Source organism: Bordetella sp. (genome assembly GCF_051960075.1).
Classification (GTDB): Bacteria; Pseudomonadota; Gammaproteobacteria; order Burkholderiales; family Burkholderiaceae_B; genus Bordetella.
In genome coordinates this window covers 52,320-78,479 of the sequence record NZ_JBQCER010000049.1, presented here as the reverse complement: position 1 = coordinate 78,479, position 26,160 = coordinate 52,320, and the positions used below count along the sequence as shown (strand labels likewise).

Below are 26,160 nucleotides of genomic sequence, written 5' to 3'. Positions count from 1 at the left end.
ATGCGCTCATACCGATATCTGCTTTTTCAGAGCACGATATTCGCACGTTTTCGCGTTCGCAGGCGCGTGAGGCGCAAATGACATAGAAGCGGCTGAGTCAGGCAGATCGATTCAAACCCGGCTCAGCCGTGCCAAGGCGGTCAGCGCCAGGGCAGAGCGTGCCACCGGCCCTGGGCATAACGTTCCATGAGCCCGTCGCTGGCCCAGCGCCACAAATGCAACCAGCCGTTGTCGATCAATTGCCGCACCGCGACGTGAGACCCCATGACGCGCTCGATGGCGGCGGCCGGCGCGTCAATGGCCACGGTCAGCCTCAGCGGCTCGTGTACCCAGCGCGCGCCATCGTGCAGCGATTGCCGCGACAAGCCGATGCGAAGATCGCCGCCGTTGCCCTCGAAAACGCCGATGACGCCGCCCACCACGTTGTGCAAAAGCTTGTTGCCGCTGCCCAGGCGCTCGGGATCGCAGGTGCTGGCGTGGTACTGCCAGTTGATCCAGTGGGTGACGAGCATGGGCGCCGTCATCAGCTGCTCGAGCAGCGCGCCCTGCGGATCGCGGCTCGCGTCATAGTCGTGCAGAAAGCATCGTCCTTCCAGCGTAATGCCTCTGCTGCGCCAGCGCGGCGCGATCAGAAACGCGGCATTTCCCGTCAGGCCCCACTCCGGACGATTTTGGGCGCCGTCATTGGCACGGCGGCGGAACTGCCTGAGCAATGGGTCGTGGCCGTCGCGGGGAGCGATCCCCAGGCGCGGGGCGCGCTCGCGTCGCACCTGGTCGCCGGCACGGTGCAGAGCAGCATCCAACGCGTCGTAGCGCGCGCGCGCGGCGGGTTCGAGCAAGTCCAGATCGAAGCCCTCGATTTCGTCCGTCGTGGTGTTGTGCAGGGCGCCCACGAACCGGGTATCGGCAGGGATGACGATGCCCTGTTGAACCAACCCGGCGCGTACCGACGCCTCATTGAGCAGGCGTGCCAGGCTGCGGGCATTGGCCTCGCCGGTCTGTCCGCAGCAGGCGCCGCAGTCCAGCGCCGAGGCTTGGGCGTTGTTGCGGGTCTGGCTTCCGTGGCCGACGAATACCACCAGCGGCGCAAACTCCCGGTCAAGCCCCATGCCCCTGAGAACGCGCGCTGCCAACGCCACCTTGGCATCGGTGCCCAAGCCCTGCAGCGTGGGGCGGCACAAAGGCCGCAGGCGGGCGGGCAAACCCGCCAGATCATCGTTGACGCGCGGACTGTCCGACGGGCGTAGCCATTGCCCGAGCTTGGCCAGATAGCCGACACCGGCGGCCTCGACGAAGGAAAACGCGGCGCCCGGCCAGCGGCTGGCGCTCTGCCATTGTTGCGACAGCGCCAGTCGATTCTGTCTGGCACGGCGGGCCGCGTCCTGCGCAGCGGCGTCCTGCCCGGCATGGGCGTTTTCGGCCGTGATGATTTGCTCCGCGACATCCAGGGACGCGGGCAGCAGACCCGGTAGCTGCGGCCGCCGCATCGCCGTGCCCAACGGCGTATAGGCCATCGGCAAACCGAAGAATCCGGCATAGCCGAATGTCTGTACGGCGGGCCAGGTCGCCTCCAGCGCGCGGCGCAACGGTTCGCTGCGCACGTCAATGCAAAAGACGGCCTGCGCTTGAATGTTCTGCCGTGAATCCGGCGCCGGGCCGGCCGCGGCAAGCCGCTCGGACAGTTGACGCTGGTAGCCGATTTCCAGAGCCGATTGCCAGATCTCATCGGCCAGCAGTTCCTGCTCGCACTGCGCCAGCAACGAGGGGGCTTGCCGCCAGGCGCGATGCAAGACGCCGAAAGCCTGGCGCGTATCGGCATCGTCCTTGCCGTCCAGCAAAACGGCGCCCCATGCCAGGCGAATCGCGAGCAGGTCGCGTAAATGCAGATCGACGCGCCCCTCCTGTTGCGCCTGCCAGCGCAAATAGGAACACCATGAGGCCCAGCCGTTGATGGTGAGCAGCACGGCCTCCAGGTAATCCGCCCACAAGGACGGGGCGAGGTGCAGGCGCTCCATCGCCCAGCGCTCGGCCGCCTCGCGTGTGGCCGGCAGCGCGCCCAGCGCCTTGCCCAGCTTGGGCAGTCCCATCAGTGTGCCGATGCCGTGGTCATGGCTCAGCGTGTCGCGCCAGAATGCATAAAGGCCCTGATTGCGCTCGGGCTGCCACTCTGCCTGCTGCATATCGAAATAGGCGGCGCAGGTCTGGCTGATCTGATGCGTGATGGCCTGCCGCCATGACAGCCGTGTGTTGCGGCGGGCATCGTTGTCCAGGATGTCGATGAGCAAGGGCAGCTGATGCGTGCGCGGCGTCGTGTCCAGAACCGCCACCAGGCGATCCAGGGTCCATGCTGCGGCGTCTCCCGCAGGCAGCATGGCCAGGGCGTGGGCCAGATCGGTGGCTTGAATCCGCCCCTCCTGCCAGGCCTGGCGCTGTAGGGTGCGGGGGGCAAACACCTGGATGCGGCCGAACACTGCCATGCGCGCAGCCACTGTCCGAACCGGCATGCGGATGCGGGACCAGTGCGGATTCACGGCGATGGAGCGGTCCAGCGGCCAGGCAGGAGCGATCGCCTCGCAGGCCTGTTCGCAGGCCGCCTCTACACCGGCATGTTCGTTCGCGACAGTCTCGTTATGGGGGCGGGCGGTATCGCTCATCGGCGGAGCGAGTTCAATGGTGTTCATGATGGTCGGCCTCCTGAAGTCAGTAGACGTTTGCCGCGCTGGTGTTGGCATTGCCTGCAGAATGGCCGCGAGCGGCTTGCGGTGCGGCCCCCGTCCAGGGGGTAGGCCACAATCGCAGCGTCAATCTCGTGTAGTGCTCGTCAATGTAGAAGCCGGCATAGCTCCAGCCGCGCCATGTGGCCAAGGCCTGCGGGCGCCATTGCAACAACGCCAGGCATCCGTACAGCGCCGTCAGGCCGCTCAATGCCAGTATCCCCGGCGCGGTCTCGGGGGCATCGTGCAACCCGAGGGGCAGGAGGTGCGCCAGCGAGGCGACCCCTCCCAGGCCCGCGATCATGATCGACCCGGCCAGAATCGGGCGCAGTGTCGCGCCTGGCTCGCGCGTTCGAGGCAGCCAGAGAAGCGGCGCCCAGGCCAGGGCCAGCGAGACGGTCCACCACCAGGGCCAGTCCGCGGCGCCGGCCCTGTGCAGCAGGTGCAGCACCCCGGCTGCGGCGATGGGAGCCAGCAGCAAGCTGGCGGGATGAACGGGCGCCGCATCCCGCATCATCTGCCGGCGTGTCTGGCGCACCGCGCCGGAGGCCGAAAGAAAATGGTGCGCCTTGTAAAGCGAATGGCCCAACAGGTGCAGTGCCGCAAAGGTGTATAGACCCAGGCCGCACTCCAGCACCATGAAACCCATTTGCGCGACGGTCGACCAGGCCAGCCGCACCTTGATGGAAATGCGGGTGAGCATGACCAGACCGGCCAACGCCGCCGTCGTCAAACCTGTTATCACCAGCAGCCAGCGCGCGGCTGGCGCGTGGTCCAGCAGGGTGGCAAAGCGAATCAGCACGAATCCACCCAGGTTTACGACGCCCGCGTGCAGCAGCGCGGAAACGGGCGTCGGCGCTTCCATGACCTGGATCAGCCAGCCGTGCACGGGCAGCAAGGCCGTGCGCAGAACAACCGCCAACGCGAGGCAGACGGCGCTGCATTGCAGCGCAGGGCTGGCGCCGTGCGCTGCAATGCGGCTGGCGAGATCGCCGAGCGCGCCATTGCCCGTTTCGTGCCATGCCAGCAGCGCCGCGGCCAGCAGCAGCACGTCGGCCAGGCGATCGGCCAGACGCTTTTTGTGAGTGGCCAGACGCGCGAACGGACGGTCGCCGTAAAAGCACAGCAAGTGCTGCAAGGCGACGCCGATCAGCGACCAGGCTGCGATCAGCACCAGCCAGTGATTCGCCAGCAGCAACAAATGCACGGCGGCCAGCATGGCTGCCAGGGCCGCGGCGTAGCGTGTCTGGCCGTCCTCTCCTTCGAGGTAGCGCGCGGAAAACGCCCCGATCACGGTTCCCAGCAGCTGTACCAGTGCGGCCAGAAGGCCGCCCAACGGCGTCCAGGCCAGCCACGGCAAACCCGTCGGCATGCGCGCGCCGAACCATGCCGCAGACAGACTGGCGGCAAAAGCAAACGCGGAAAGCGGCATGAAGATACGCCATGGCCGAGCGCTCGCAGCGAATCGCAGCAAGAGCAGCGGCCCTATTCCCATCGACACGGCAGGAAGCAACAGAATCAATGCAGGCGTAGCGGACATGGCTTTTTTTCGTAAAAGAATCGACGGGCGTCATGTTGCGATGCATTATTAATTCTGTAAAATAGATTGATAAGAACAAAAACATATATAAAATAGAACGATGAAACTTGAGCAACTCAATTTCCATCATCTGCTCTATTTCTGGCGCGTCGCCCAGCTCGGGCATCTGACCCGCGCAGCCAGAGAACTGCATACCTCGCAGTCCTCTCTTTCTGCGCAAATCCGGCAACTCGAAGAGCGCCTGGGCGATGCCTTGTTCATACGCGAGGGGCGGCGCCTGGTGCTGACCGAAACAGGTCAACTGGTGCAGGCCTATGCCGAGAACATCTTCGGCCTGGGGCAAGAGTTGTTGGGGCGGCTGCAGGGGCATAGTGAAGGCGTCATGCGCCTGCGCATCGGAAGCGTGGCCACCATGTCGCGCAACTACCAGGAAAACCTGTTCCGCCCGCTTCTGAACGACACCTCGGTCGTGTTGACCCTGGAGTCCGGCACGCTGGAGCATCTGCTCGGACGTCTGGCCGAGCACCAGCTGGATCTGGTCCTGGCCAACGAGCCGGTCACCGCCGATCCGCAGCGCCCGCTGCACAGCCGCTTTCTTGGAGAGCAGCCGCTGTCATTGATCGGCCCGTCGCGGCGCTGGCGCGGCAAGCACCTGCGTGTGCCGCAGGATCTCGACGGCTTGGAAATCGCGCTACCGGGGCGGCATCACGCCGTGCGCTCCCAGTTCGATGCCTTGTGCCTGACGGCTCAGGTCAAGCCGCAGGTGCGCGCCGAGGTGGACGACATGGCCATGCTTCGCCTCATTGCCCGCGACAGTGGCTGGCTCGCGGTGTTGCCCGAAGTGGTGGTGCAAGACGAGTTGAGCAACGGGTTGCTTTGCATCGTCGGACAGTGCCCGCAGTTGCACGAGCACTTTTACGCCATCACCACGCCGCACCGTCATCGCATCGAGCGCTTGGAAGCGCTGCTGCAGTCGGCGCCCGATCTGGCGCTGGTCGCTGGGGCGGACACCGCTGCGGCGGGGCCTAATGCGGCGGGATGAATTTCTCTTTGTACGACACGGCAGTCCGCCTGCCTTGATTCTTTTTCATGACGGCGCATCCAAGCCCGATCCTCACTCGTATGTGTGATGGCAGTGCCTGGAAAACACCCCATTGAAAGGAATCGTCATGAAAGCCACTCTTTTGTCAGCAGTTCTCATCGCAGCCCTGTCGTCCGGCACGGCTGTCGCCGCTTCAGTTGACGTCGGCGGTGCCGCGATGTATCCCGAAAAGAACATTGTGCAAAATGCCGTGAATTCGAAAGATCACACGACATTGGTGGCTGCGGTCAAGGCCGCCGGCCTTGTGCCCACCCTCGAAGGCAAGGGGCCATTTACGGTTTTTGCCCCGACAAACATGGCTTTTGACGTGCTGCCCGCGGGTACCGTCGAGAACCTGCTCAAGCCGGAAAACAAGCAGCAGCTCGTGAAAGTGCTGACCTACCACGTCGTTCCGGGCCGTTATACCAAGCATGACCTCGAAAATCTGATACGCAAGCATGGCGGCCAGGCTCGACTCAAGACGGCCGAGGGCGGCATGCTCACCCTCATGATGAACGGTCCGCAAAATATCCAGATCAAGGACGGCACCGGCGGCGTCGCGGATATCAGCACCTATGATGTCATTCAGAAAAACGGGGTGATCGACGTGGTGGACAAGGTTTTGTTGCCCAAATAAGTCGATTTTTGGCTAAGATTTGCAGGGGGGGTGTTTCTCGCAGCATGCGAGTTCCCCCCCTGAAGCGACAAATTCATTTCAGGGCTGCAAAGGGGGTATCTGCGCAGCCTATATTCCTCTCGTATCAGCGCTTGATTGGCCAACGATTTCGTCTTCGAGCAAAGGCGTTTTTCATGGACCTTCAGCTGGATTGTCTTGCCAGATCCGTGGCATCGGCCAGGACGCTTGAGGAATTGACCCGGCCGTTGCTGGAAACGCTGGAAGCCGTTTCCGGCCTGGAATCGACATACCTGACCACCATCGATCTGGAGGCGGGCGTCCAGCAGATTCTCTATGCCCGCAATACGGGTCTGCTGCAAATTCCGGAAGGGCTGTCCGTGCCTTGGAACGACACGTTGTGCAAGCGGGCTCTGGAAGACGGGCGGTTTTTCACCGACGACGTCGGCGCATGCTGGGGCGACTCCGCCGCGGCGCGGGAACTGGGCATCCATACTTATCTGAGCTCGCCGGTGAGGCTGGACGACGGTTCTCTGTACGGGACGTTGTGCGCAGCCAGCACCGGGTCTCGCGTGTTGCCCGTCGATATCACGCACATACTTCTGCTGTTCGCGGGTTTGATCGCTCGTCAAGTCGAGCGCGAAAAGCTGATCCGGCAGCTGTGTCTGGCGAACGAAGCGCTCGCCCGCTATGCCGCCACCGACCCCTTGACGCAATTGGCCAATCGGCGCGCCTTGCAGCAGAAGCTGATGCAGATGCTCGAAGATCGCAATGCGCGCGATATCCCGGTGCTGATCGCTTTCGTGGATCTCGATGGCTTTAAGGCCATCAACGATAGATACGGCCATGACGTCGGCGACCAGTTTCTGGTGGAACTGGCCGCTCGCCTGCGTTCCATTCTGCGTTCCGGGGGCATGGCGGCCCGCATTGGGGGCGACGAATTCGTGGTGGTCGAGCTCTGCCCCGATGCGTCGGAGCCGGATCGGCTGGCTGCCGCGCGGCAGGCTTTTCATGAGCGGATATTTCTGGCTACGGCGGGCGAGTACCCGCTTGGAGACGTGAGGTTCGATTACACGGGTGCCAGCGTCGGCGTGTTGGACGTGAGGCCCAGTACGCACGACGCTGCGCAGGCGCTCAAGCAGGCAGATGCTTTGATGTATGCAGTAAAGAAGGAGCGCCGGGCTGCGGCCGCCCGGCGTTCCGAGGCTTCCGCCTAGTCCGGGGCGCAGGACGCCGGGCAGCACAGCGTTTTACGTCCTGTGATTTATACTATACCCCCCTATAGTATTTATGAGAGATGCCGGTGAGCCATACGATTCGCGAAAAGCAGAAGCTGCTCAACCGGGTTCGCCGCATCAAGGGGCAGGTCGAGGCCATCGAGCGCGCGCTGGAAGAAGAACACGGCTGCATGGATGTGCTCCAGCTTATCGCCAGCAGCCGCGGCGCGATGAACGGGCTTCTTGCCGTAGTTCTCGAAGACCACATCCGAACGCATCTGGTCGACGCGGAGCCGAACCACGGGCAAGGCAGCGGAACCGAGCAACTAATCGAAGTCGTCCACAGCTACTTCAAGTAAGAGGAAACCATGAGCGACTTTGAAGATTCCGCCTTCGGAGCGGGACACGACCATATCTTTCTGGGTGCGGCTCACGAGGACAACGAGCGCAGGACCTGGATGGTCATCGCGCTGTGCAGCGCGATGATGGTGATCGAAATCGTGGGTGGCGGTCTCTTCGGTTCGCTGGCGCTCGTCGCCGACGGGCTGCACATGTCTACGCACGCCGGTGCCATGCTCATCGCGGCATTGGCGTATACCTACGCACGTAGACACGCGGCCGACAGGCGCTTCGTATTCGGTACCGGCAAGCTGGGCGACCTTGCCGGCTTTACCAGCGCCATCGTGCTCGCCATGATTGCGCTGCTGATCGCGTACGAAGCGATATCGCGTTTTTTCTCGCCCGTACCCATCCACTTCAGCCAGGCGATCCCCATTGCCGCGCTCGGCCTGCTGGTCAATCTGGCGAGCGTTTGGCTGCTGAGCGGCGACCATCACGGCCACAGTCACGGGCACAGCCACGGTCATAATCACAGCCATGGACACGAACAGGGGCACGAAGGCGAGACGCATCGCATCGTTGGCAGCGCCGGCGCGTTCGTGTTGTCGGTCTTTGAAGACGGTGTGCCGCCGGTCTTTCGCATTGCGCCCGAAACGGCATCCATGACGCTGCAGGCCAATGCCGTTTCAGTGACGACGATCCGCCCCGACGGCGCGCGCCAGGTCTTCATGTTCGCAGATCGCGACGGTTATCTGGAATCCAAGGAAGATATTCCCGAACCGCATGCCTTCAGGGCCATTGTCCATTTGCCCGACGGCGAATATCAGATCGAGTTCGAGGAACACGAGCACGATCACGACGACGCTCAGGCGGCCGCGAACCGCGACCACAACATTCGCTCGGCCTACGTTCACGTCATTGCCGACGCGGCGGTCTCCGTGCTGGCGATCATCGGCTTGCTGCTGGCGCGTGCGTTCGGCTGGGTCTGGATGGATCCGCTTGCGGGCGTAATCGGCGCGCTGGTGATTGCTAACTGGTCATGGGGCCTGATGCGCGATACCGGCGGCATTTTGCTCGACATGAATCCGGACAAGCGCATGGCCGAGCATGTTCGCCATGTGATCGAAGACAACGGCGACGCCGTACTCGATCTGCATGTGTGGCGCGTCGGCCCGGGGCATATGAGTGCGATCGTCTCGGTGGCAACCGACGACGCTCAGCGCAGTCCGAGCTTCTACCGCACGGCGATCAAGCGCTTCAAAGGGCTATCGCATGTGACGGTCGAGGTGAATCCGACGCTTGCCGCTCGCTGACCGATTTCGGCGCTGCGATGTGGATGCCACATGGTGACGATTCCGACGTTGTCGCCACATGGCGGGTTCTGACTGATGCCGATATTCGCTTAGGCATGCCCGCAGCGGACTACCATTTGCCCAAGGCGTGGCCGCTGCGATAGAGCATGTAGATCGCGACGAAGAAGACAAGCCCGGCGAACACCAGATTGAGCATGCCCTTGCGCTTGGCCAGGCCGTGCGCGAACCGTGTGCCGATCAGTCCCCCGGCAACGCCGCCGCCGATGAAAACGAAAGCCAGAGGCCAGTCCACCCAGCCGACCCAGGCATAGTTGACTGCCGTGGTCAAGCCAAAGGCCGTTACGGCCACCAGTGACGAGCCGACGGCATAAAGGATGGGCACCCTGGCCGAGTACATGAGGCCGGGAACGATCAGGAACCCGCCGCCGATACCGAAAAAGCCCGATAGCAGGCCGGTCAGGCCCCCCATCGCGGAAACGCGCGCCGAGCGGTGCCGCACGGGTTGCGCTGCGGCGGCCTCGCTGCCGCCGCGATTGCGCAGCATCAGCGCGCCGACCGCAAGCATCAGCAGCGCGAACGCCGCCAGCAGTTTCTGCCCGTCGACGGCCTTGCCCAGAGACGAGCCCAGCATGGCACCGATGACGCCTGCGGCCGCGAAGGGGCCGGCGATCGACCACTTCACGGTGCCTCGGCGCGCGTGCGCAAGCAGGTTGGCGCCGGCGTTGGCGGCGACCGCGAACGCGCTGGTTCCGATGGCCAAGTGGGGGTCTGTTACCCCCACCAGGTAGACGATGAAAGGCACGGCCAGGATGGACCCGCCGCCGCCGACCAGACCGAGCGTGAAGCCGACCAGGGAGCCCGAGACGCCCCCCAGAAGGTACTGAACTGCCGAGAGCATCGATGCTTCTCCTTGGAGGCGTCGACCCTGGAGGGTCTTGTCTTCTCCGTCATAAATTACTTATAATAATAAGTATATTTCTATAAAGTATAAATAAGCAAGGCATTTCGGCGTGACAAAAGCCTGCGGTATGCGCCGGAAAGCAATGGACTGGGCCGGGAACGTTTCCCGTCGAAGACAGGCAGGCTGCGCGGGAGCAATCATGAGCGACAAGAAGGCAATGCAGATCGAAGGCTATTTCGATACCCACACCTCGACGATGAGCTACATCGTTCTGGACGAGGCGAGCAGGCAGTGCGCGCTGATCGACAGCGTGCTCGACTACGACCCCAAGTCGGGACGCACGTCCACCGCCAGCGCAGACAAGCTCGTCGCGCGCGTCAAGGAATTGGGTGCGACGGTGCAATGGATTCTCGAGACCCATGTGCATGCGGACCACCTGTCGGCGGCGCCCTATCTCAAACAGAAGCTGGGCGGCATGGTCGGCATAGGCCGGCACATCACGACCGTGCAAACTGTGTTCGGCGAACTGTTCAACGTCGGCGCGCAGTTCGCGCGCGACGGCAGCCAGTTCGACCGGCTGTTCGACGACGGCGATCGTTTTGCGATCGGCGGCCTCGAGGCGCGGATTATGCATACGCCCGGCCATACGCCGGCGTGCGTGACCTATGTCGTGGGCGATGGCCGCGAGCTGGCCGCTTTCGTCGGCGACACGCTGTTCATGCCCGACTACGGCACGGCGCGATGCGATTTTCCGGGGGGAGACGCGCATACGCTGTACCGGTCCATCGCCAAGGTACTGGCCTTGCCGGCCGAGACTCGGCTCTATATGTGCCACGACTATCAGCCCGGCGGCCGCGAACTGCAATTCGTCAGCACCGTGGCTCAGGAGCGCGCGCAAAACATCCATGTCCACGAAGGCATCAGCGAAGACGAGTTCGTAGCCATGCGCACCAAGCGCGATGCGATGCTTGAAATGCCGGTGCTGATCCTGCCCTCGGTCCAGGTCAATATGCGCGCGGGCCATTTGCCCGAACCGGAAAGCAATGGCGTGAGCTACCTCAAGATTCCCGTCAACGGTCTGTAAGACCCGCGCGACGAACGCACGCCAAATTCTGGAGAAAGACATGGATACCCGCGTACTCACCCCCGAGCTGTCGGTGTCGCCGCAAATTTTCCCGCAGGATGTCGCCGCTTTGCGAGCGGCGGGATTTCGCGCGCTGATCTGCAATCGGCCCGACGGCGAAGGCAACGACCAGCCTTCGTTTTCCGAAATCGAGCAAGCGGCCCGCGCGGCCGGGATGGATGCGGTCTATCTGCCGGTCGAATCCGGCAAGGTGACCGACGAACAGGCCCGGCAATTCGACGATGCCCTGGCGAGCCTGCCCAGACCCGTGCTCGCCTATTGCCGCACCGGCATGCGGTCCACGACGATGTGGGCGCTTTCGCAGGCCGGTAAATCGTCGCTTGCGGACATCCTGGAAAGCGCGCATCGCGCCGGGTACGACATGAGCGCCGTCACGCGCCGCATCGCCAACCCGGCGAGCGCTGCACCGGATATCAGTGCGGCGACACACGATGTGGTCGTCATCGGCGGCGGCGCCGCAGGCATCGCGGTGACCGCCAGCATGCTGAGCCGCCACCCCGGCCTGGATGTCGCCATCATCGACCCGGCCGACGTGCATTACTACCAGCCCGGCTGGACGCTGGTCGGACGCGGCATATTCCAGGCCCCGGATACCGCCCGCACCATGGGTTCGCTGATCCCGCGCGGCGCTCAGTGGATCAAGTCGGCGGTCGCCGCTTTCGACCCGCAGAGCAATGCGGTGATCCTCGACGGATGCCGGGTGGTTCGATACAGGCAGCTGGTCGTCTGCCCCGGCCTGAAACTCGACTGGGGCGGCATCGAGGGCCTGGCCGAAACGCTGGGCAGCAACGGCGTCACGTCGAATTACCGCTACGATCTCGCGCCTTACACGTGGAAGCTGGTGCAGTCCCTGCGAGGGGGCAGAGCCTTGTTTACCCAGCCGCCGATGCCGATCAAATGCGCCGGCGCTCCCCAGAAGGCGATGTATCTATCCGCCGATTACTGGCGGCGCCGGGGCGTGCTGAAAAACGTCGATATCGGTTTCTACAATTCCGGCGCCGTCCTGTTCGGCGTGGCCGATTATGTGCCCGCGCTCATGGAGTATGTGAAGGCCTATGGCATTGGCCTGAATTTCGGCCATACGCTGACCGCCATCGACGGCCCGGGCAAAATGGCCACGTTCGTCAGGACCGGGCCCGATGGCGGCAAGGAAACGATACGCGAAGCCTTCGACATGATCCACGTCGTACCGCCGCAAAAGGCGCCCGATTTCATCCGCGTCAGCCCGCTGGCCGATGCGGCGGGTTGGGTCGACATCGATCCGGCCACGATGCGCCATAAGCAATACGAAAACGTCCACGCGCTCGGCGATGCCGGCAATACGGGCAATGCCAAGACGGCCGCTGCCGCTCGCGCTCAGGCGCCCGTTGTCGCCCACAACGTGCTTGCGGCGCTGGGTTACGCCAAAGGCCAGGCACAGTACAACGGGTACGGGTCCTGCCCGCTGACCGTCGAACTCGGCAAGATCGTGCTGGCCGAATTTCTCTATGGCGGAAAAGTGGCGCCCAGCTTTCCCTCATGGCTTATCGACGGCACACGGCCATCCCGCCTGGCCTGGCTGCTCAAGGAACGCGTCTTGCCTTGGGTCTACTGGAAGGGCATGTTCAAGGGGCACGAATGGATGGTGCAGCCGAAATTGGTCGACGTGGCGGATCAGCCCAAGATCGGGGAAGACGCATCGGCTTGAGGCCGCTGCGGACCGAGACGCTCACGCACCGCGCGCAGCGCTCTCCGCGGCCATGGCGGCCATGGCTGCAACGGCTGGCGGCAGGGCGAAGCACCACATTCCCGTCCAGACATAGGCCAGCGCGGCGGCTGTGCAGCCGGCCGCAAAAACCAGGACGGCGGGCACCATCTTGCGCAGGCGCGTTCGCGCCGCAGCACGCGCGGAAGAATCTACGCCGCGCAGCAGATCGGCCAGATCGAGCATGATCTGCGTGGTCGTCCCGGTCATGAGCGTCGAGGGCGGCGCGCTCGTCAGGTGCATGCGCTGGACGGCATTCTGCACGGCCATGGCGGCCACCATGAGCATGCCGGCCGCGAAGGCGGGATCCGCATCGCTGTCCGGAAACGGCCCGTAGGCGATCATGAGCACCGCTGCCGCGGCGAGCAGAACGATCTTGACCGCCATAAGCGCACTTACCGAGCGCGTCATGCGAGACAGCATGACCAGAACGCAGAACACCGGCAGGGCGCACAGTTTCGCCAGGGCGCCGTTTGCGCCGTGTATTAGCGACGCGGCCAGGGTGACGAAGTTGCCGGTCACGTGGGCGGTGAACAGCCCATGCAGAGCCAGGAATCCGGCAGTGTCGACGTAGCCGGCGTTGAATCCGAGCAGACCGGTCAATCGAGGGGATGCGGTGGGCTGTTCCATGCTTTTGTTCTCGTCAGGAGATTTTGCGCGAGTAAGCGGCCTGCATGCGGGGGAAGCATGCGGGTCGCCGCACGCAGACATCTTATGCGGCTGGCGCCCGTTGCATGTCAAGCCAGGCAACGAGCAAAAAGCCTCCTGCCAGCCCGAGATGCTCGAAGAAAGAATTGGCCGCCATGAAGCGTTCCTGGCCGGCAGGCATGTCCCAGAAGCGCAGCGCGACGAAGGTGGCCAGTACGGTGAAGCCCGCCAGCCCCAGCGCGCCGAGCCAGCGCCGCCATCCCGCGAGAATCATGGCCGAGGCGCCCAATTCAAGAGCGATCACCAGCGCCGCGAACAGCGGTGCCGGCGACAGTCCGAAATGACTCATCTCGCCGATCGCGCCGGAGAAATCGGCGAGCTTGACCAGCCCGCCCTGGATATAGGCGGCGCACAACCCGAGATAAGCCGCGAAGCGCACCGCGCCGCCGCCCACGATGGGACGCACCAGTTCGGCCAGCCTGCTGAGGGCGGAAGAGAGGGGTCGCGACATGGTGCGCTCCGTTCGTTTTGCTATACGGCCCAGCATGAACAGCCGAGAGCGCCGAAGAATCCCTGGAGATCGGAGACCGGTGTCTTCGATGCCCAGGCGCGGGCATGATCGTGGCCGTGCAAACCGCAGGCGGTCGCGCAGCTGCAAGAGGCCATGGCCTGATAGCGCGGATAGCGCGAGTTCCTGCCGGCGCCTTCGGGCTCGCCCCAGGCGCCGTAGCCCTTGAACAGACGGGTGGGCGACCAGTCGGGCATGGCGGGCGGCAAGGGGTTGTCGTCCAGCGCGGCGAAGTCGCCTTCGCCGTAGACCACGCGCCCGCCGACCACGGTCAGGTGCGAGGTGAGAAACGAAATCTCGTCCTCGGGTACGCCGAAGTAGTCTTTGCTCGGCACGATGAAGTCCGCGAGCTGGCCTGATTGGATACGCCCGCGGCGGCCTTCTTCGTTCGAGAACCACGCTACGTTCTCGGTCCACATGCGCAGCGCCGTTTCGCGATCCAGCAAGTTGCGCTGCGGATAGAGCTGCAGGCCGCCCAGGGTCTTGCCGGTGACCATCCATGACAGCGACACCCAGGGGTTGTACGAGGCGACGCGCGTGGCATCGGTACCCGCCGAAATTTTGACGCCGCGCTCGAGAATGCGCTTGAAGGGCGGAGATGCCTCGGCGGCCCGGGCGCCGTAGCGTTCGACGAAATACTCGCCCTGATAGGCCATGCGGTGCTGCACGGCGATGCCGCCGCCCAGTGCAGCGATGCGGTCGATCGATTTGTCGGAGATCGTCTCGGCGTGGTCGAAGAACCAGTTGATGCCGGCAAGCGGCGTGTCCTGGTTGACCTTCTCGTAAACGTCCAGGGCGCGCGAGATGGTTTCGTCATAGGTGGCGTGCAGGCGCCAGGGCCAGCGGTTCTGCGCCAGGATGCGCACCACGTCTTCGAGCTCGCTTTCCATTTGCGGCGGCATCTCGGGGCGGTCGACGCGGAAGTCTTCGAAATCGGCGGCGGAATAGACCAGCATCTCGCCCGCGCCGTTGTGGCGGAAGTAGTCGTCGCCTTGCTTGTACTTGACCGACGCGGTCCAGTTGAGAAAGTCTTCTTTTTCCTGCTTGGGCTTTTGCGTGAACAGGTTGTAGGCCAGACGCACCGTGATCTGGCCCGCGTCGGCCAGCTTCTGGATGACTTCGTAGTCTTCGGGGTAGTTCTGATAGCCGCCGCCTGCGTCGATGACCCCGGTCACGCCCAGGCGGTTGAGCTCCCGCATGAAATGGCGGGTGGAATTGATCTGGTAGTCGAGCGGCAGCTTCGGGCCCTTGGCCAGTGTGGCGTAAAGAATCGTGGCGTTGGGGCGGGCCAGCAGCAGGCCGGTGGGATTGCCGTGGGCATCGCGCACGATCTGGCCCCCCGGCGGCTCGGGCGTGTCTTGGGTATAGCCCACGGCGCGCAGCGCCGCCGCGTTGAGCAGCGCGCGGTCGTACAGATGCAGCAGAAACACCGGCGTATCGGGCGCGATGGCGTTGATCTCGTCGAGGGTGGGCAAACGCTTCTCGACAAACTGGTGTTCGGTGAAGCCGCCGACCACGCGCACCCATTGCGGTGCCGGCGTGATGGCAACCTGGCGCCGGAGCATGTCCAGCGCGTCGGCCAGGGAACGCACGCCGTCCCAGCGCAGCTCCATGTTGTAGTTCAGTCCGCCGCGCACCACGTGCGTATGGTTGTCGAACAGGCCGGGCAGCACGGGGCGGCGCTCGAGATCGATGAGGCGGGTGTTCCTGCCCGCCAAGGGCAGGATTTCTTCGTCGCTGCCGACAGCGATGAATTTTCCGGCGCCGATCGCCATGGCGCTGGCCACCGGTTTGGCGCGATCGAGCGTCGTAATGCGGCCGTTATGGAAAATGATGTCGGGACGGGAGTCGGACATGTTGCATGCTCCTTTGCTGTCTGCGGATGAAGGCCGTCGCCTTGGCGTCGGCGACTACGTGTTCTCGCGCTCGGCCGTCTTCGCCGCGATGTGCCGCCCGGGCAGTTGGCCGAGCACGTGGTCCGTGGCCTGCGTCTTGTCGCATGCGGCGCAGAAGGCGCTGCCGTGGATCAGCTGCTTGCCTACGGGTATGACCTGCTCGCCGATAAGTATGCCGAGCAGTCCGACCAGCGCCACCAGGGGCGGCGCGGGGGACCGCACATGCAGCAGGCTGTAGACGATGCCGACGAGCAAGCCGGCGCCGAGCGACAGAATATAGAGCTTCATGGGTGGCCTCCGTTTCGAGTGGCGCAGCGCCGGTGCAGGGGCGAGTCAGTTGGCGGCCGGGTTGGGGCCGATGCGTTCGCCGTGCTGTACGCGCTCGGGCGCCTTGTGGACCATCGTATAGGCATAGTCCACGCCCATGCCATAGGCGCCGGAGTGCTCCCTGACGATGTTCATGACCGCGTCGTAGGTGTCTTTGCGCGCCCAGTCGCGTTGCCACTCGAGCAGTACCTGTTGCCAGGTCATGGGCACGGCGCCGGCCTGCACCATGCGGTCCATGGCGTAGTTGTGCGCGTCGAGCGAGGTGCCGCCCGAGGCATCGGCCACCATGTAGATCTCGTATCCGCCTTCGAGCATGGCGCTCAGTGCAAAAGTGGTATTGCAGACCTCGGTCCACAAGCCCGCCACCACGATCTTCTTGCGGCCGTTGGCGGCGAGCGAATCGCGCACGTTCTGGTCGTCCCAGGAGTTCATCGAGGAGCGCTCGAGAATCTTGTGCTCCGGGAACACGGCCAGCAGTTCGGGGTAGGTATGGCCCGAGAAGCCCGCAGTTTCCACCGTGGTGAGGGTGGCGGGGATATTGAACGCCTTGGCTGCCTTGGCCAGGCCGACGACGTTGTTCTTCAGGGTCTGGCGGTCTATGGACTGCACGCCGAAGGCCATCTGAGGCTGCTGGTCGATGAAGATGATCTGGCTGTTCTGCGGGGTAAGCACTTCGAGATAATTGGACATGAGATGGCTCCTTGGACGGACTTCGGGATAAGAAGGTGCGGCGGCGGTTCGGCGGGCGAACCGGTTCCGGCGATGCGGCATGCGTCGCGGGCAATATCGGCTCGCAGGCCCGGCCGCGCGGGCATGCGCGCTGTCAAACAAGGCGTTCAGGCGGCCGCGTCGACCAGGATCAGCTCGGCATCCTCGCCGGCAGTCACCCGAATGACGTCTTCGCCGTGAATCGCTGCACCGTCGCGGGCCTCCAGGGCCACGCCGTTGATGTCGATCTTGCCCTTGGCCGGCACCAGATAGCCGTAGCGCTCTTTGTCGGCGAAGCGATACTCGGCGGTTTCGCCGGCCTTGAGGGTCGCGCCCAGCACACGAGCGCTCGTGCGGATCGGCAGCGCATCGTCATCTCCTTCGAAGCCGCTGGCCAGCGCGACGAACTGGCCCGAGCGCTCGCCCTTGGGAAACGGCTTGGTGCCCCACGACGGCAGCTGGCCCTTGCTCTCCGGAAAGATCCAGATCTGGAAGATCTGGGTCACGCCGGGTTCCTGGTTGTATTCAGCGTGGCGGATGCCGTTGCCGGCGCTCATCACCTGCACGTCGCCGGCTTCGGTGCGGCCCTTGTTGCCCAGGCTGTCCTGGTGCGTGATGGCGCCTTCGCGCACATAGGTGATGATTTCCATGTCCGCGTGGCCGTGCGGCGGAAAGCCGGTGCCGGGCTGGATGGTGTCGTCGTTCCAGACCCGCAGCGCGCCCCAGTGCAGACGGGCAGGATCGTGATATTCGGCAAAAGAAAAGTGATGCTTGGCATCGAGCCAGCCATGGTTGGCGCCGCCGAGGCTGCCGAAGGAGCGACGTTCGATCATTGCGATCTCCTGGTGAGAATGTTTCGATGCGCTCAGTGTATGGACTGCGAGCCATGAAAGAAATGGCCAGAATGGAATAACATCCTTTCCATTCTTGGCATGATAGGAATTGAATATGACAAAACTCCCCGACCTCGAGGCCTGGGCCATCTTTGCCAAGATCGCCGAAACCGGGAGCTTTGCCCGCGCCGCCGCCGAACTCGCCCTGTCGCAAGCCACCGTGTCCAAGGCCGTCACGCGCCTGGAGGCGCGGATGAAGACCATGCTGTTTCACCGCACGTCCCGCCGCATGACCCTGACCGAAAGCGGGTTGGCGGCGTTGGAACATGCCACGCGCATCCTCGAAGAGGGCGAGACGGTCGAGGCGGTACTGGCCGAGCAGTCGCTCAGCCTGCGCGGCCCCGTCCGCGTTGCGGCGCCCATGTCGTTCGGGCTGTCGCACCTGGCGCCCGCGCTGCCGCCGTTCATGCAAATGCATCCCGAGGTGAGCCTGGATATCGAGTTCAGCGACGAGCTGGTCGATCTGGTGGCCCATCGCTTCGACCTGGCGCTGCGCGTGTCGCGTCTGGCCGATTCCAGTCTGCTGACCCGGCGCCTGTGCAGCGTGCGCATCCTGTTGGTCGGCTCGCCGGCTTATTTCGAACGCTACGGACGACCGCGCCATCCGCGCCAGCTCACCGAGCATCGCGCCTTGCAATATGCCTATGCGCTGAACGGCCCGAGCTGGCGCTTCCAGCACAAGCGGCACGGAGAGTTCGCCCAATCGATGGAAGCGGCGCTGCGCGTCAACAACGCCGAGGCGCTGGAGCCCGCCTTGCTGGCCGGGCTGGGGCTGGCGCTGCAGCCCGAGTTTTTGGTGTGGGCCGATATTCAGGCCGGCAGGCTGGAGACGGTCATGGACGACTGGCAAGTCGAGCCCATCGTGCTGCATATCCTGACGCCGCCCGGACGCAGGCGGCCCGCCCGGGTGCAAAGCTTCATCGACTACCTGGTCGAAATCTTCGCCAATCAGCCCTGGGCTCGGCGCGACGTATGACCCTGTTTCCGGTTTTCAGTTGGCGATTGCTTTCGCAAAAAGCCGGACCCCTTCCTGAATCTGCTCGATCGTCAGGCTGGCATATCCCAGGATGAAGCCCGCGGGTCCGGCCCTACCGCGCGAGGCGGTTCGCGCAAACAACGGAGATACCGGATAAATACCCACGCCGCTATCGCGGGCTGCCGCCGCCAGCGCGGATTCGTCATGCGATGCGAGAGTAGGCAGCCACAATACGATATGCAGCCCTGCCGCCGTGCCGTCCACGCGAGCGTCCTTGGGTAAATATCGCTCGATGGCCTCCAGCAGCGCCTCTCGGCGGCGCTCGTTTTCGCGGCGCATCCGGCGCACGTGGCGTTCGTAGGCACCATCGCCGATCAAGGCCGCCAGCACTTGCTGTTCGAGGGCCGGCGCGTGCCGGTCCGCCAGCCGCTTGGCTTGCCGGAAGACCGGCACCAGGGCGTGCGGCAGCACCAGGTAGCCGAGCCGCAGCTGAGGCGACAGGGCCTTGGAGAACGTGCCGACATAGATCACGCGGCCTTCCGTGTCGATGGACTGCAAAGCATCGATCGGGCGCTGGCCGTAGCGGAATTCGCCGTCGTAATCGTCTTCGATGATCCAGGCGCGCCGCTGCTGCGCCCAGCGCAGCAGTTCCTGGCGGCGGCCGAAAGGCAGCCCGCCGCCGAGCGGAAACTGGTGCGAGGGCGTCACATAGGCCAGCCGCACCCGATCGTCGTCGGGCAGGCGAGCCGTGTCGATGCCGTGCCCGTCGACCGGCACCGGCAGCAGGCGCGCGCCGGCGGCCTCGAAACAGTGTCTTGCCATCAGGTAGCCGGGGTTCTCGAAGGCGAAGGCATCGTCGGTATCCAGCAGCAGTCGCGCGCACAAATCGATGGCCTGCTGCGAGCCGTGCACCATGAGGATTTGTTCGGCATCGCAGACTATGCTTCGTGTACGGCGCAGATAGCCTTGCAGCGCGCGTCGCAACGGCAGGTCGCCTTCGGGCGGGATGTAGGACAAGTTGCGCTGCTGGCGCAGCAGCGCGGCCTGATAGGCGCGCCGCCATGCCAGGGTCGGAAAGTCCCGCGCTGCCAGCGCGCCGTAGAGAAAATCGTAGCGGACGGGCTCGACGCCGGGCGGCAGGCGCGTGGGCAGGTCCGCCACGCGGCGGCCGAAGGCGGACAGCCGCGGCGCGGCGCACGGCTTGTGCTTCGCAGCGGTTTTGCGTGAGGCGGGCGCGGTCAGTGTTCCGGCGACGCGTGCGGCACGGCCCGGCGCGGTCGCCAGGAAGCCTTCTGCGATCAGCTGCTCGTAGACGGCCGTGACCGTGGTGCGCGATACGCCCAGTTCCGCCGCCAGGGCGCGGGTGGACATGACCCGGGCACCGGGAGGCAGCGTACCGTCGGCCATCTGCCCGCGCAGTAGCTCGTAGATGCGGCGTCCGGCGCTGGGGCGGCGCTGCGCGGAGGAATGCAACTGGCCCATTGAAAATTACCAAAACTGGTTCTTTTAATGATGCCAGATTGGGGGCATAGTGATGGCACTATTTTCCTGACGAGTCGACCGCCCGATGTACATCCCCGCCCACTTTGCCGAAACCCGCCCCGAAGAACTGACCCGCATCATCCGCGCGCACCCGCTGGGCATGCTGGTCACGCACGATGCGCATGGGCTGGATGCCAATCACATTCCTTTCGAGTTCGATCCCGACGCCGGCACGCAGGGTTTGCTCACGGCCCACGTCGCGCGCGCGAATCCGCTCTGGCGGCAATGCGAACTCGGAGCGGACGTCATGGTCGTGTTCCGTGGCGCCGAAGGCTATATCTCGCCGAGCTGGTATCCCAGCAAGCACGAGACGCACCGTCAGGTGCCGACCTGGAATTACGAAGTGGTGCATGCGTACGGCCGTCTTGCCGTGCGCGACGACGAGAAGTTCGTGCGCGGCATCGTCGCGCGCCTGACGCGAACGCACGAAGCCGGTGAGCCCAAGCCCTGGAAGATGGGAGATTCCGCGCCCGAATTCATCGACGACATGCTCAAGGCCATCGTCGGCATCGAGATTGCGGTGACCTCATTGGTCGGCAAGCGCAAGCTCAGTCAGAACAAGGAAGCGCGCGACCGTCTGGGCGCCGCGCAGGGCGCCGCGCAACGCGGGCACTCCGAACTCGCACAAAACATGCGCGAGCCCGGTTGAATCATTAACGCCGATTTCCCGCCGGGCGATGGCGCTGCGCCTGGCCGGCGTCGGGGCGACGTTCGAGATGCCGGAAGGTGATGCGCCCTTTCGATAGATCGTAGGGGGACATCTCCAGCGACACCTTGTCGCCGGCCAGGATGCGGATGTGATGCTTGCGCATCTTGCCGCCGGTGTAGGCGACCACTTGATGTCCGTTATCGAGCGTGACGCGGAAGCGCGAATCGGGCAGCACTTCGTTGACGAGGCCCTGCATTTCGATGAGTTCTTCTTTGGCCATCCGGATGCTCCTGTGTGGTTGACGGGTGGAAATCCGGCTCAAGCGTACGGCGCCGTGCCGGGTTCAAGATGTGTGCGATCAGTGGCAGCTTACCCAGCTCAATCCTTCGGCGGTTGCGTAGCGTAGCGCCGCCTGGCGGTTGGGGAAGCAGGGCGAGAAGCGCATGATGCGATCCGTCGTACCCGTGCCGCGTCCCGATCGAATGGAAACGGAGGCTCTGAAGCCGCCTTCGGTGTGAGGGGAGGTCATGGGGGAAACAAGGTAACGCCCGACCTCAATATTTTTTTGCATATTGTCTTTTGAGGTGTGCGCCTTGATCGGAGAAAACCGTCTTGGCGCGGTTTGAGAAGAAAGGGGATGGTGCATCCCCTTCATATGGCTATCCAAGTGTCAGCACACCCGGATATTGGTAGCTTGCGGGCCCTTGGGGCCTTCCTTGGTTTCGAACTCGACGGTCGAACCTTCGGCCAGCGAGCGGAAGCCGCCTTCGCTGCGGATTTCGCTGTAATGCGCGAACAGATCCTTGGAGCCGTCGGCCGGGGCGATGAAGCCGAAGCCCTTTTCGTCATTGAACCATTTAACAGTGCCGGTTTGAGTGGCCATGGTGTTTCCTTTTGGAATTAAATTAAAAAACGCGCCTACCCCGAAGACACAAAGCCGACGGGGACAGAAACACTCAAACGCAATCAATGGGGATGCTGTAGCGAGCCGCTCGCGCGGTAAAGGCCGTGAGTGGCCAGCGGGGCTGCAGAAAGACCTTGGGAAAAGCGGACTAGTGCGAATCTATAAATAAAGTATATCACATATTTTCGGATCCTATGCCTGGGCTAAGTCGTCCCGGGCAGACTCCTGCCACTTTCTCACTTTTTACGTTCGGCAGGAGAACATCATGAGTACATGGCTCACCGCCAAGCCCGAGGGCTGGCTCAGCAAAGTTCCGGAAATCGCGTTGTCGTTCTGGGTCATCAAAATCATGTCCACCACGGTGGGCGAAACCGGATCGGACTTCCTTGCGGTCAATATGGGTTGGGGCCTGCCCGCGACCAGCGCCGTGACGGCCGCGTTGCTGGCGGCAGCCTTGTTTCTGCAGTTGCGCACGCATCGCTATACCCCGTGGATCTATTGGCTTACCGTGGTGCTGGTCAGCGTGGTCGGAACGCAGATCACGGATATGCTGACCGACGGCCTCGGCGTCAGCCTGTATCTGAGCACCTCGGTCTTCTCGGTGACGCTGGTCGCGATCTTCTACGCCTGGCATCGGGTCGAGCGCACCTTGTCCATCCACGACATCGTGACGCCGCGGCGCGAGCTGTTCTATTGGGGCGCCATTCTGTGCACTTTCGCGCTGGGAACCGCCTCCGGCGACCTGGCAACCGAAGCGCTGGGCATGGGCTTCGGCTGGGGCGTGGTCGTTTTCGGCACGATGATCGCCATTACCTATGCCTCTTGGCGCATGGGCGGCGACGCGGTGCTGACTTTCTGGATCGGCTACATTCTGACCCGTCCGTTCGGCGCTTCGCTGGGCGATCTGCTGACGCAGACCAGAGCCGACGGCGGTCTGGGCATGGGGACGTTGTGGACCAGTGCCTTGTTTCTGTCGGTGATCGTCCTGCTGGTGGCCGTCGCGCAGTTCGGCATGGCGTCGGACAAGCGCGAGCCGGCCGCCGAATAAGCGGTTGCGGACATCGCCGATCGCTCACCCGGAATCGGGTACGCTGACAGGCAGGCAAGGGCCGTGAGCGGCGGTTTCGGAGCGGAGGGCGAATGCGGGTATTGCTGGTCGAAGACGATCCGATGATCGGCGCGGCGATCCAGGGCGCATTGAGAGATGCGTCCCACGCGGCAGACTGGGTCAAGGACGGGCAAGCCGCGCTCGTCACGCTGGGCAGCCAGCACTACGACCTGGTGCTGCTCGATCTGGGCCTGCCCGGCAAGGACGGCTTCGACGTGCTCGATCGCATCCGCGCCCGGGACAATCCGGTTCCCCTGCTCATCATCACCGCGCGCGACGACCTGGATGACCGGCTGCGCGGTCTGGATGGCGGCGCGGACGACTATGTGCTCAAGCCCTTCGAGATGGCCGAATTGCTGGCGCGAATGCGGGCCGTTCTGCGTCGCAAGGGCGGCAGCGCAGCCCCGGTGCTCGGCAACGGCGTGGTGTCGCTCGATCCGGCCACGAAAGAGGCCTGCGTGCAGGGCGGCGATTCCGTGCAGCTGAGCGGCCGCGAGTTTTCCCTGCTGCATGCCTTGCTGGCGCGGCCTGGCGCTATTTTGTCCCGCGCTGAATTGGAAGACCGCATCTACGGCTGGGGCGAAGAGGTCGAGAGCAACGCCGTCGAATATCTGATCCATGCGCTGCGGCGCAAGCTGGGCAGCGAGGTCATCAAGAACGTGCGAGGGGTGGGATGGATGGTGACGCCAGGCGCCTGAACGCCTCGCTCCAACGCAAGCTGTCCTTGGCCCTGTCCCTGGTCATCCTCGCGGTGGCCCTCGTGGCAGGCCTGTTCTCGTTTATGTCGGCGTTGGACGAAGCGCACGAGTTGCAGGACGATGTCTTGCGCCAGGTGGCGCAGCTTGCGGACGGCCGTTTTTTGTCGACCGTCGTCCATCTGCAGAACGGCAATGAAGAATCGCGCGTGATCGTCCAGCGGCTGGGCGCGGGCCTGCACTCGTCCGTGGGCGTGGATGCCGGCGGGCCCGTCGCGTTGCCGCTCACGCTGCCCGACGGCCTGCAAACCCTGCGGGTCGGCAACGAGACTTTCCGCGTCCTGGTCGAGACGACGTCCGCGGGCGACCGGATCGCGGTGGCCCAGGAGTCCGGATTCCGCGACGAAATCGCCCGCGGCAGCGCGCTGCGCACTGTGACGCCGTTCCTGATTCTGGTGCCGGTGCTGCTGTGGATCGTCGCCGATCTGGTACGCAAGATGTTCAGGCCTATTGTCTCGCTGTCGCTGGAAATCGATCGGCGCTCGGAGCAGGAGCTTCATCCCATCGAGGACGAACGGGTGCCCGGCGAGATACGTCCGTTCGTGGTGGCGATCAACCGCCTGCTGGCCCGCGTGTCCCGTTCGATGGAGAGCCAGCGCCGTTTTGTCGCGGACGCGGCGCACGAGCTGCGCTCGCCGTTGACGGCCTTGTCGCTGCAGGCGGAACGGCTGGCGGATGCCGACATGTCCGGTCTGGCGTGCGAGCGGCTGGCGATGCTGCGTCAGGGAATAGAGCGCGGCCGAAAGCTGCTCGATCAACTGTTGAGTCTGGCACGGGCGCAGGCGGCCACGGCGCCGGCATTGCCGATATCCGTCCAGAGCGTTTATCGCCGCGTGCTGGAAGATCTCATGCCTCTGGCACAGGCCAAAAGCATCGACATCGGCGTCGAGGGCGAGCAGGACGCCCAGGTATGCTGCAGCGAATTGGATATGATCGCCCTGGTCAGGAATCTGGTCGACAATGCCATTCGCTATACGCCGGAGGGCGGCCGGGTCGATCTGTCGGTGCGCCGGTCGCGAGAATGCGCCGTGCTGCGCATCCAGGACACGGGGCCGGGCATCGCGCCGCACGAGCGAGAGCGCGTATTCGACTCTTTCTATCGCGCGCTCGGCAGCGAACAGCTGGGCTCGGGCCTGGGTCTGGCGATCGTCAAGGCGATAATCGACCGTGTCGGCGCGCAGGTCCGGCTCGAATTCTCCGACGAGACGAAGCAGACCGGACTGCGTGTCGAGATCCGGATGCCGCTCGCCGACAGATCCGCAACCAAGCAAACCTACGACATTACCGAATGAACGCTGTCTTCAATTCTGCATTTCCGGTCTGGGCCATTGCGGCCCTTGCCGCCCTGGGCGTCATTGCGCGGCCGTTCCGCCTGCCGGAGGCAGTCTGGGCCGTGCTCGGCGCGCTGCTGCTTTGCGTCCTGGGCGAGCTGCCGTGGGTGCAGGCGCTGCATGCGGTGGGCAAGGGCACCGATGTTTATCTGTTTCTGGCCGGCATGATGCTGGCCTCGGAACTCGCACGCAAGGAAGGACTGTTCGACTATATGGCGGTGCTCGCGGCGCGCCGGGCCGACGGCTCGGCGCGCCGGCTGTTCTTTCTGCTGTATTGCGTCGGCACCGTCGTGACCATCACGATGTCCAACGACGCGACCGCCGTGGTGCTGACGCCGGCCGTGCTGGCCGTGGCGCGCGCGGTCAAGGCCAAGCAGCCCCTGCCGTATCTGTATGCCTGCGCGTTCGTGGCGAACGCGGCAAGTTTCGTGCTGCCCATTTCCAATCCTGCGAACCTGGTCATTTTCGGCGAGCATATGCCGACATTGAGCCAGTGGCTCGCGCGCTTTTTGCTGCCTTCGGCGCTGTCCATCGTCCTGACCTATCTGATCTTGCGTGTTCTGCAGCGCGACGCGCTGGCTCAGAAGATCGAAAAGGAGGCGGAAATTCCCGTGCTGTCCGCTGCGGGCAAGGCGACGGGTTGGGGCATAGCCCTGATGGCCGTCGTGATGCTGACCGCCTCGGCGTTGGGCATCTCTCTCGGATGGCCGACTTTCGCGGCGGGCCTGGCCGTCTTTTTGGGTCTTTGCATGCAGAAGCGGCGGTTCCTTTGGCATTATCTCGCCGAGATTTCTTGGTCGGTGCTGCCGCTGGTCGCCGGCCTCTTCGTCCTGGTCGAAGGCCTCGCGCGCATAGGCGTCATAGATCGTCTCGCCCATGCGGTGAGCGAACTGTCGGCGCACTCGGCGTCGCATGCGGGCCTGTTGTCCGGGGTGTCGGTCGCGCTTGCTAGCAATCTGATCAACAACCTGCCGGCCGGCCTGATCGCAGGCAATACGGTCGCCGCGGCGCATGCGCCTGCCCAGGTATTGAACGCGGTGCTGGTGGGCATCGACCTGGGGCCCAATCTGTCGGTGACCGGATCGCTGGCCACCATACTCTGGCTGGCGGCGCTGAGGCGGGAAGGGATCGAGGTCAAGGCGGTCGCGTTTCTCAAGTTGGGTATTGCGACCATGCTTCCGACTTTGCTGGTTGCGTTGGCCGCGTTGGCGGTTACGGGCGCATATTGA

At 64.1% G+C, this 26,160-nt stretch carries 26 protein-coding genes; 13 read left to right on the top strand and 13 right to left on the bottom strand.

Features of this window, described 5'->3' with window-relative positions; genetic code table 11:
- Positions 1-140: 140 nt before the first annotated feature.
- On the bottom strand, positions 141-2,681 hold the full coding sequence (locus ACTHJ1_RS06910; protein WP_440189680.1) for a YbcC family protein: 2,541 nt from the start codon (positions 2,679-2,681) through the stop codon (positions 141-143).
- Between the two features lie 19 nt (positions 2,682-2,700).
- Positions 2,701-4,254, bottom strand: a complete 1,554-nt coding sequence (locus tag ACTHJ1_RS06905; protein ID WP_440189678.1) for an NADH-quinone oxidoreductase subunit L — start codon at positions 4,252-4,254, stop codon at positions 2,701-2,703.
- Between the two features lie 100 nt (positions 4,255-4,354).
- Here ACTHJ1_RS06905 and ACTHJ1_RS06900 point away from each other — a divergent pair, with 100 nt between their 5' ends.
- The 5 genes from ACTHJ1_RS06900 (at position 4,355) to dmeF (ending at position 8,838) form a co-directional block, all read left to right on the top strand.
- Complete coding sequence (locus tag ACTHJ1_RS06900) at positions 4,355-5,296, top strand: LysR family transcriptional regulator (protein WP_440189675.1); 942 nt, start codon at positions 4,355-4,357, stop codon at positions 5,294-5,296.
- 127 nt (positions 5,297-5,423) lie between these two features.
- Positions 5,424-5,972, top strand: coding sequence for a fasciclin domain-containing protein (locus ACTHJ1_RS06895; protein ID WP_440189672.1), 549 nt, complete (start codon positions 5,424-5,426; stop codon positions 5,970-5,972).
- Between the two features lie 173 nt (positions 5,973-6,145).
- Positions 6,146-7,186: a sensor domain-containing diguanylate cyclase gene (locus tag ACTHJ1_RS06890; protein WP_440189669.1), complete on the top strand. Its 1,041-nt coding sequence runs from the start codon at positions 6,146-6,148 to the stop codon at positions 7,184-7,186.
- Positions 7,187-7,272: 86 nt separating this feature from the next.
- Entirely contained in the window at positions 7,273-7,545 is a 273-nt protein-coding gene (locus tag ACTHJ1_RS06885) for a metal/formaldehyde-sensitive transcriptional repressor (protein ID WP_440189666.1), read from the top strand.
- 9 nt (positions 7,546-7,554) lie between these two features.
- Positions 7,555-8,838: a CDF family Co(II)/Ni(II) efflux transporter DmeF gene (gene dmeF, locus ACTHJ1_RS06880; protein ID WP_440189663.1), complete on the top strand. Its 1,284-nt coding sequence runs from the start codon at positions 7,555-7,557 to the stop codon at positions 8,836-8,838.
- Positions 8,839-8,947: 109 nt separating this feature from the next.
- On the opposite strand, the gene ACTHJ1_RS06875 is transcribed toward dmeF, so the two are convergent.
- Positions 8,948-9,736: a sulfite exporter TauE/SafE family protein gene (locus ACTHJ1_RS06875; protein ID WP_440189660.1), complete on the bottom strand. Its 789-nt coding sequence runs from the start codon at positions 9,734-9,736 to the stop codon at positions 8,948-8,950.
- Positions 9,737-9,938: 202 nt separating this feature from the next.
- Between ACTHJ1_RS06875 and ACTHJ1_RS06870 the strand changes: the two genes are divergently transcribed.
- A complete protein-coding gene (locus tag ACTHJ1_RS06870) occupies positions 9,939-10,823 on the top strand; it encodes an MBL fold metallo-hydrolase (RefSeq protein WP_440189657.1) in 885 nt (294 codons plus the stop codon).
- Between the two features lie 40 nt (positions 10,824-10,863).
- A complete protein-coding gene (locus ACTHJ1_RS06865) occupies positions 10,864-12,570 on the top strand; it encodes a TIGR01244 family sulfur transferase (protein WP_440189655.1) in 1,707 nt (568 codons plus the stop codon).
- A gap of 21 nt (positions 12,571-12,591) precedes the next feature.
- Here ACTHJ1_RS06865 and ACTHJ1_RS06860 read toward each other — a convergent pair whose 3' ends face one another.
- The 6 genes from ACTHJ1_RS06860 to ACTHJ1_RS06835 form a co-directional block, all read right to left on the bottom strand.
- Positions 12,592-13,257 carry a YoaK family protein gene (locus ACTHJ1_RS06860; protein WP_440189652.1) on the bottom strand — a complete coding sequence of 222 codons (666 nt, stop codon included), beginning with the start codon at positions 13,255-13,257 and terminating at the stop codon, positions 12,592-12,594.
- Between the two features lie 82 nt (positions 13,258-13,339).
- Positions 13,340-13,786, bottom strand: a complete 447-nt coding sequence (locus ACTHJ1_RS06855) for a DoxX family protein (protein ID WP_440189649.1) — start codon at positions 13,784-13,786, stop codon at positions 13,340-13,342.
- A 20-nt stretch (positions 13,787-13,806) separates the two neighbouring features.
- Entirely contained in the window at positions 13,807-15,699 is a 1,893-nt protein-coding gene (locus ACTHJ1_RS06850) for an amidohydrolase (protein WP_440189646.1), read from the bottom strand.
- 54 nt (positions 15,700-15,753) lie between these two features.
- Positions 15,754-16,026: a XapX domain-containing protein gene (locus tag ACTHJ1_RS06845; protein ID WP_440189643.1), complete on the bottom strand. Its 273-nt coding sequence runs from the start codon at positions 16,024-16,026 to the stop codon at positions 15,754-15,756.
- 45 nt (positions 16,027-16,071) lie between these two features.
- On the bottom strand, positions 16,072-16,755 hold the full coding sequence (locus tag ACTHJ1_RS06840; protein ID WP_440189640.1) for a hydrolase: 684 nt from the start codon (positions 16,753-16,755) through the stop codon (positions 16,072-16,074).
- 146 nt (positions 16,756-16,901) lie between these two features.
- The gene (locus ACTHJ1_RS06835; RefSeq protein ID WP_440189637.1) at positions 16,902-17,606 is read right to left on the bottom strand and encodes a pirin family protein; all 705 of its coding nucleotides are present in this window, start codon (positions 17,604-17,606) and stop codon (positions 16,902-16,904) included.
- A gap of 115 nt (positions 17,607-17,721) precedes the next feature.
- Between ACTHJ1_RS06835 and ACTHJ1_RS06830 the strand changes: the two genes are divergently transcribed.
- Positions 17,722-18,642: a LysR substrate-binding domain-containing protein gene (locus ACTHJ1_RS06830; protein WP_440189634.1), complete on the top strand. Its 921-nt coding sequence runs from the start codon at positions 17,722-17,724 to the stop codon at positions 18,640-18,642.
- A gap of 15 nt (positions 18,643-18,657) precedes the next feature.
- Here the strand turns inward: ACTHJ1_RS06830 and pdxR are convergent, their stop codons facing one another.
- Positions 18,658-20,124 (bottom strand): MocR-like pyridoxine biosynthesis transcription factor PdxR, encoded by a 1,467-nt coding sequence (gene pdxR, locus ACTHJ1_RS06825; RefSeq protein WP_440189631.1) that lies wholly within the window; start codon positions 20,122-20,124, stop codon positions 18,658-18,660.
- An 85-nt stretch (positions 20,125-20,209) separates the two neighbouring features.
- On the opposite strand from pdxR, the gene ACTHJ1_RS06820 reads away from it, so the two are divergent.
- Positions 20,210-20,833 (top strand): FMN-binding negative transcriptional regulator, encoded by a 624-nt coding sequence (locus tag ACTHJ1_RS06820; protein ID WP_440189628.1) that lies wholly within the window; start codon positions 20,210-20,212, stop codon positions 20,831-20,833.
- A 4-nt stretch (positions 20,834-20,837) separates the two neighbouring features.
- On the opposite strand, the gene infA is transcribed toward ACTHJ1_RS06820, so the two are convergent.
- From infA to ACTHJ1_RS06805, 3 genes are all read right to left on the bottom strand, one after another.
- Complete coding sequence (gene infA / locus ACTHJ1_RS06815; RefSeq protein WP_440189625.1) at positions 20,838-21,113, bottom strand: translation initiation factor IF-1; 276 nt, start codon at positions 21,111-21,113, stop codon at positions 20,838-20,840.
- 78 nt (positions 21,114-21,191) lie between these two features.
- A complete protein-coding gene (locus tag ACTHJ1_RS06810) occupies positions 21,192-21,488 on the bottom strand; it encodes a hypothetical protein (protein ID WP_440189622.1) in 297 nt (98 codons plus the stop codon).
- A 15-nt stretch (positions 21,489-21,503) separates the two neighbouring features.
- Positions 21,504-21,716: a cold-shock protein gene (locus ACTHJ1_RS06805; protein WP_440189619.1), complete on the bottom strand. Its 213-nt coding sequence runs from the start codon at positions 21,714-21,716 to the stop codon at positions 21,504-21,506.
- Positions 21,717-22,002: 286 nt separating this feature from the next.
- Here ACTHJ1_RS06805 and ACTHJ1_RS06800 point away from each other — a divergent pair, with 286 nt between their 5' ends.
- From ACTHJ1_RS06800 to ACTHJ1_RS06785, 4 genes are all read left to right on the top strand, one after another.
- On the top strand, positions 22,003-22,785 hold the full coding sequence (locus tag ACTHJ1_RS06800; RefSeq protein WP_440189616.1) for a COG4705 family protein: 783 nt from the start codon (positions 22,003-22,005) through the stop codon (positions 22,783-22,785).
- Between the two features lie 92 nt (positions 22,786-22,877).
- Positions 22,878-23,543 carry a response regulator transcription factor gene (locus ACTHJ1_RS06795; protein ID WP_440189613.1) on the top strand — a complete coding sequence of 222 codons (666 nt, stop codon included), beginning with the start codon at positions 22,878-22,880 and terminating at the stop codon, positions 23,541-23,543.
- Positions 23,519-24,892: an ATP-binding protein gene (locus tag ACTHJ1_RS06790; RefSeq protein ID WP_440189610.1), complete on the top strand. Its 1,374-nt coding sequence runs from the start codon at positions 23,519-23,521 to the stop codon at positions 24,890-24,892. The genes ACTHJ1_RS06795 and ACTHJ1_RS06790 overlap by 25 nt, the downstream gene beginning before the upstream one ends.
- Positions 24,889-26,160, top strand: a complete 1,272-nt coding sequence (locus ACTHJ1_RS06785) for an arsenic transporter (protein ID WP_440189607.1) — start codon at positions 24,889-24,891, stop codon at positions 26,158-26,160. The genes ACTHJ1_RS06790 and ACTHJ1_RS06785 overlap by 4 nt, the downstream gene beginning before the upstream one ends.

Excerpts from the sequence above, each read along its gene's own strand:
- ACTHJ1_RS06910 (WP_440189680.1), bottom strand. The coding sequence starts at position 2,681 with ATGAACACCATTGAACTCGCTCCGCCGATGAGCGATACCGCCCGCCCC.
- ACTHJ1_RS06905 (WP_440189678.1), bottom strand. The coding sequence starts at position 4,254 with ATGTCCGCTACGCCTGCATTGATTCTGTTGCTTCCTGCCGTGTCGATG.
- ACTHJ1_RS06900 (WP_440189675.1), top strand. The coding sequence starts at position 4,355 with ATGAAACTTGAGCAACTCAATTTCCATCATCTGCTCTATTTCTGGCGC.
- ACTHJ1_RS06895 (WP_440189672.1), top strand. The coding sequence starts at position 5,424 with ATGAAAGCCACTCTTTTGTCAGCAGTTCTCATCGCAGCCCTGTCGTCC.
- ACTHJ1_RS06890 (WP_440189669.1), top strand. The coding sequence starts at position 6,146 with ATGGACCTTCAGCTGGATTGTCTTGCCAGATCCGTGGCATCGGCCAGG.
- dmeF (WP_440189663.1), top strand. The coding sequence starts at position 7,555 with ATGAGCGACTTTGAAGATTCCGCCTTCGGAGCGGGACACGACCATATC.
- ACTHJ1_RS06875 (WP_440189660.1), bottom strand. The coding sequence starts at position 9,736 with ATGCTCTCGGCAGTTCAGTACCTTCTGGGGGGCGTCTCGGGCTCCCTG.
- ACTHJ1_RS06870 (WP_440189657.1), top strand. The coding sequence starts at position 9,939 with ATGAGCGACAAGAAGGCAATGCAGATCGAAGGCTATTTCGATACCCAC.
- ACTHJ1_RS06865 (WP_440189655.1), top strand. The coding sequence starts at position 10,864 with ATGGATACCCGCGTACTCACCCCCGAGCTGTCGGTGTCGCCGCAAATT.
- ACTHJ1_RS06860 (WP_440189652.1), bottom strand. The coding sequence starts at position 13,257 with ATGGAACAGCCCACCGCATCCCCTCGATTGACCGGTCTGCTCGGATTC.
- ACTHJ1_RS06855 (WP_440189649.1), bottom strand. The coding sequence starts at position 13,786 with ATGTCGCGACCCCTCTCTTCCGCCCTCAGCAGGCTGGCCGAACTGGTG.
- ACTHJ1_RS06850 (WP_440189646.1), bottom strand. The coding sequence starts at position 15,699 with ATGTCCGACTCCCGTCCCGACATCATTTTCCATAACGGCCGCATTACG.
- ACTHJ1_RS06845 (WP_440189643.1), bottom strand. The coding sequence starts at position 16,026 with ATGAAGCTCTATATTCTGTCGCTCGGCGCCGGCTTGCTCGTCGGCATC.
- ACTHJ1_RS06840 (WP_440189640.1), bottom strand. The coding sequence starts at position 16,755 with ATGTCCAATTATCTCGAAGTGCTTACCCCGCAGAACAGCCAGATCATC.
- ACTHJ1_RS06835 (WP_440189637.1), bottom strand. The coding sequence starts at position 17,606 with ATGATCGAACGTCGCTCCTTCGGCAGCCTCGGCGGCGCCAACCATGGC.
- ACTHJ1_RS06830 (WP_440189634.1), top strand. The coding sequence starts at position 17,722 with ATGACAAAACTCCCCGACCTCGAGGCCTGGGCCATCTTTGCCAAGATC.
- pdxR (WP_440189631.1), bottom strand. The coding sequence starts at position 20,124 with ATGGGCCAGTTGCATTCCTCCGCGCAGCGCCGCCCCAGCGCCGGACGC.
- ACTHJ1_RS06820 (WP_440189628.1), top strand. The coding sequence starts at position 20,210 with ATGTACATCCCCGCCCACTTTGCCGAAACCCGCCCCGAAGAACTGACC.
- infA (WP_440189625.1), bottom strand. The coding sequence starts at position 21,113 with ATGGCCAAAGAAGAACTCATCGAAATGCAGGGCCTCGTCAACGAAGTG.
- ACTHJ1_RS06810 (WP_440189622.1), bottom strand. The coding sequence starts at position 21,488 with ATGAAGGGGATGCACCATCCCCTTTCTTCTCAAACCGCGCCAAGACGG.
- ACTHJ1_RS06805 (WP_440189619.1), bottom strand. The coding sequence starts at position 21,716 with ATGGCCACTCAAACCGGCACTGTTAAATGGTTCAATGACGAAAAGGGC.
- ACTHJ1_RS06800 (WP_440189616.1), top strand. The coding sequence starts at position 22,003 with ATGAGTACATGGCTCACCGCCAAGCCCGAGGGCTGGCTCAGCAAAGTT.
- ACTHJ1_RS06795 (WP_440189613.1), top strand. The coding sequence starts at position 22,878 with ATGCGGGTATTGCTGGTCGAAGACGATCCGATGATCGGCGCGGCGATC.
- ACTHJ1_RS06790 (WP_440189610.1), top strand. The coding sequence starts at position 23,519 with ATGGATGGTGACGCCAGGCGCCTGAACGCCTCGCTCCAACGCAAGCTG.
- ACTHJ1_RS06785 (WP_440189607.1), top strand. The coding sequence starts at position 24,889 with ATGAACGCTGTCTTCAATTCTGCATTTCCGGTCTGGGCCATTGCGGCC.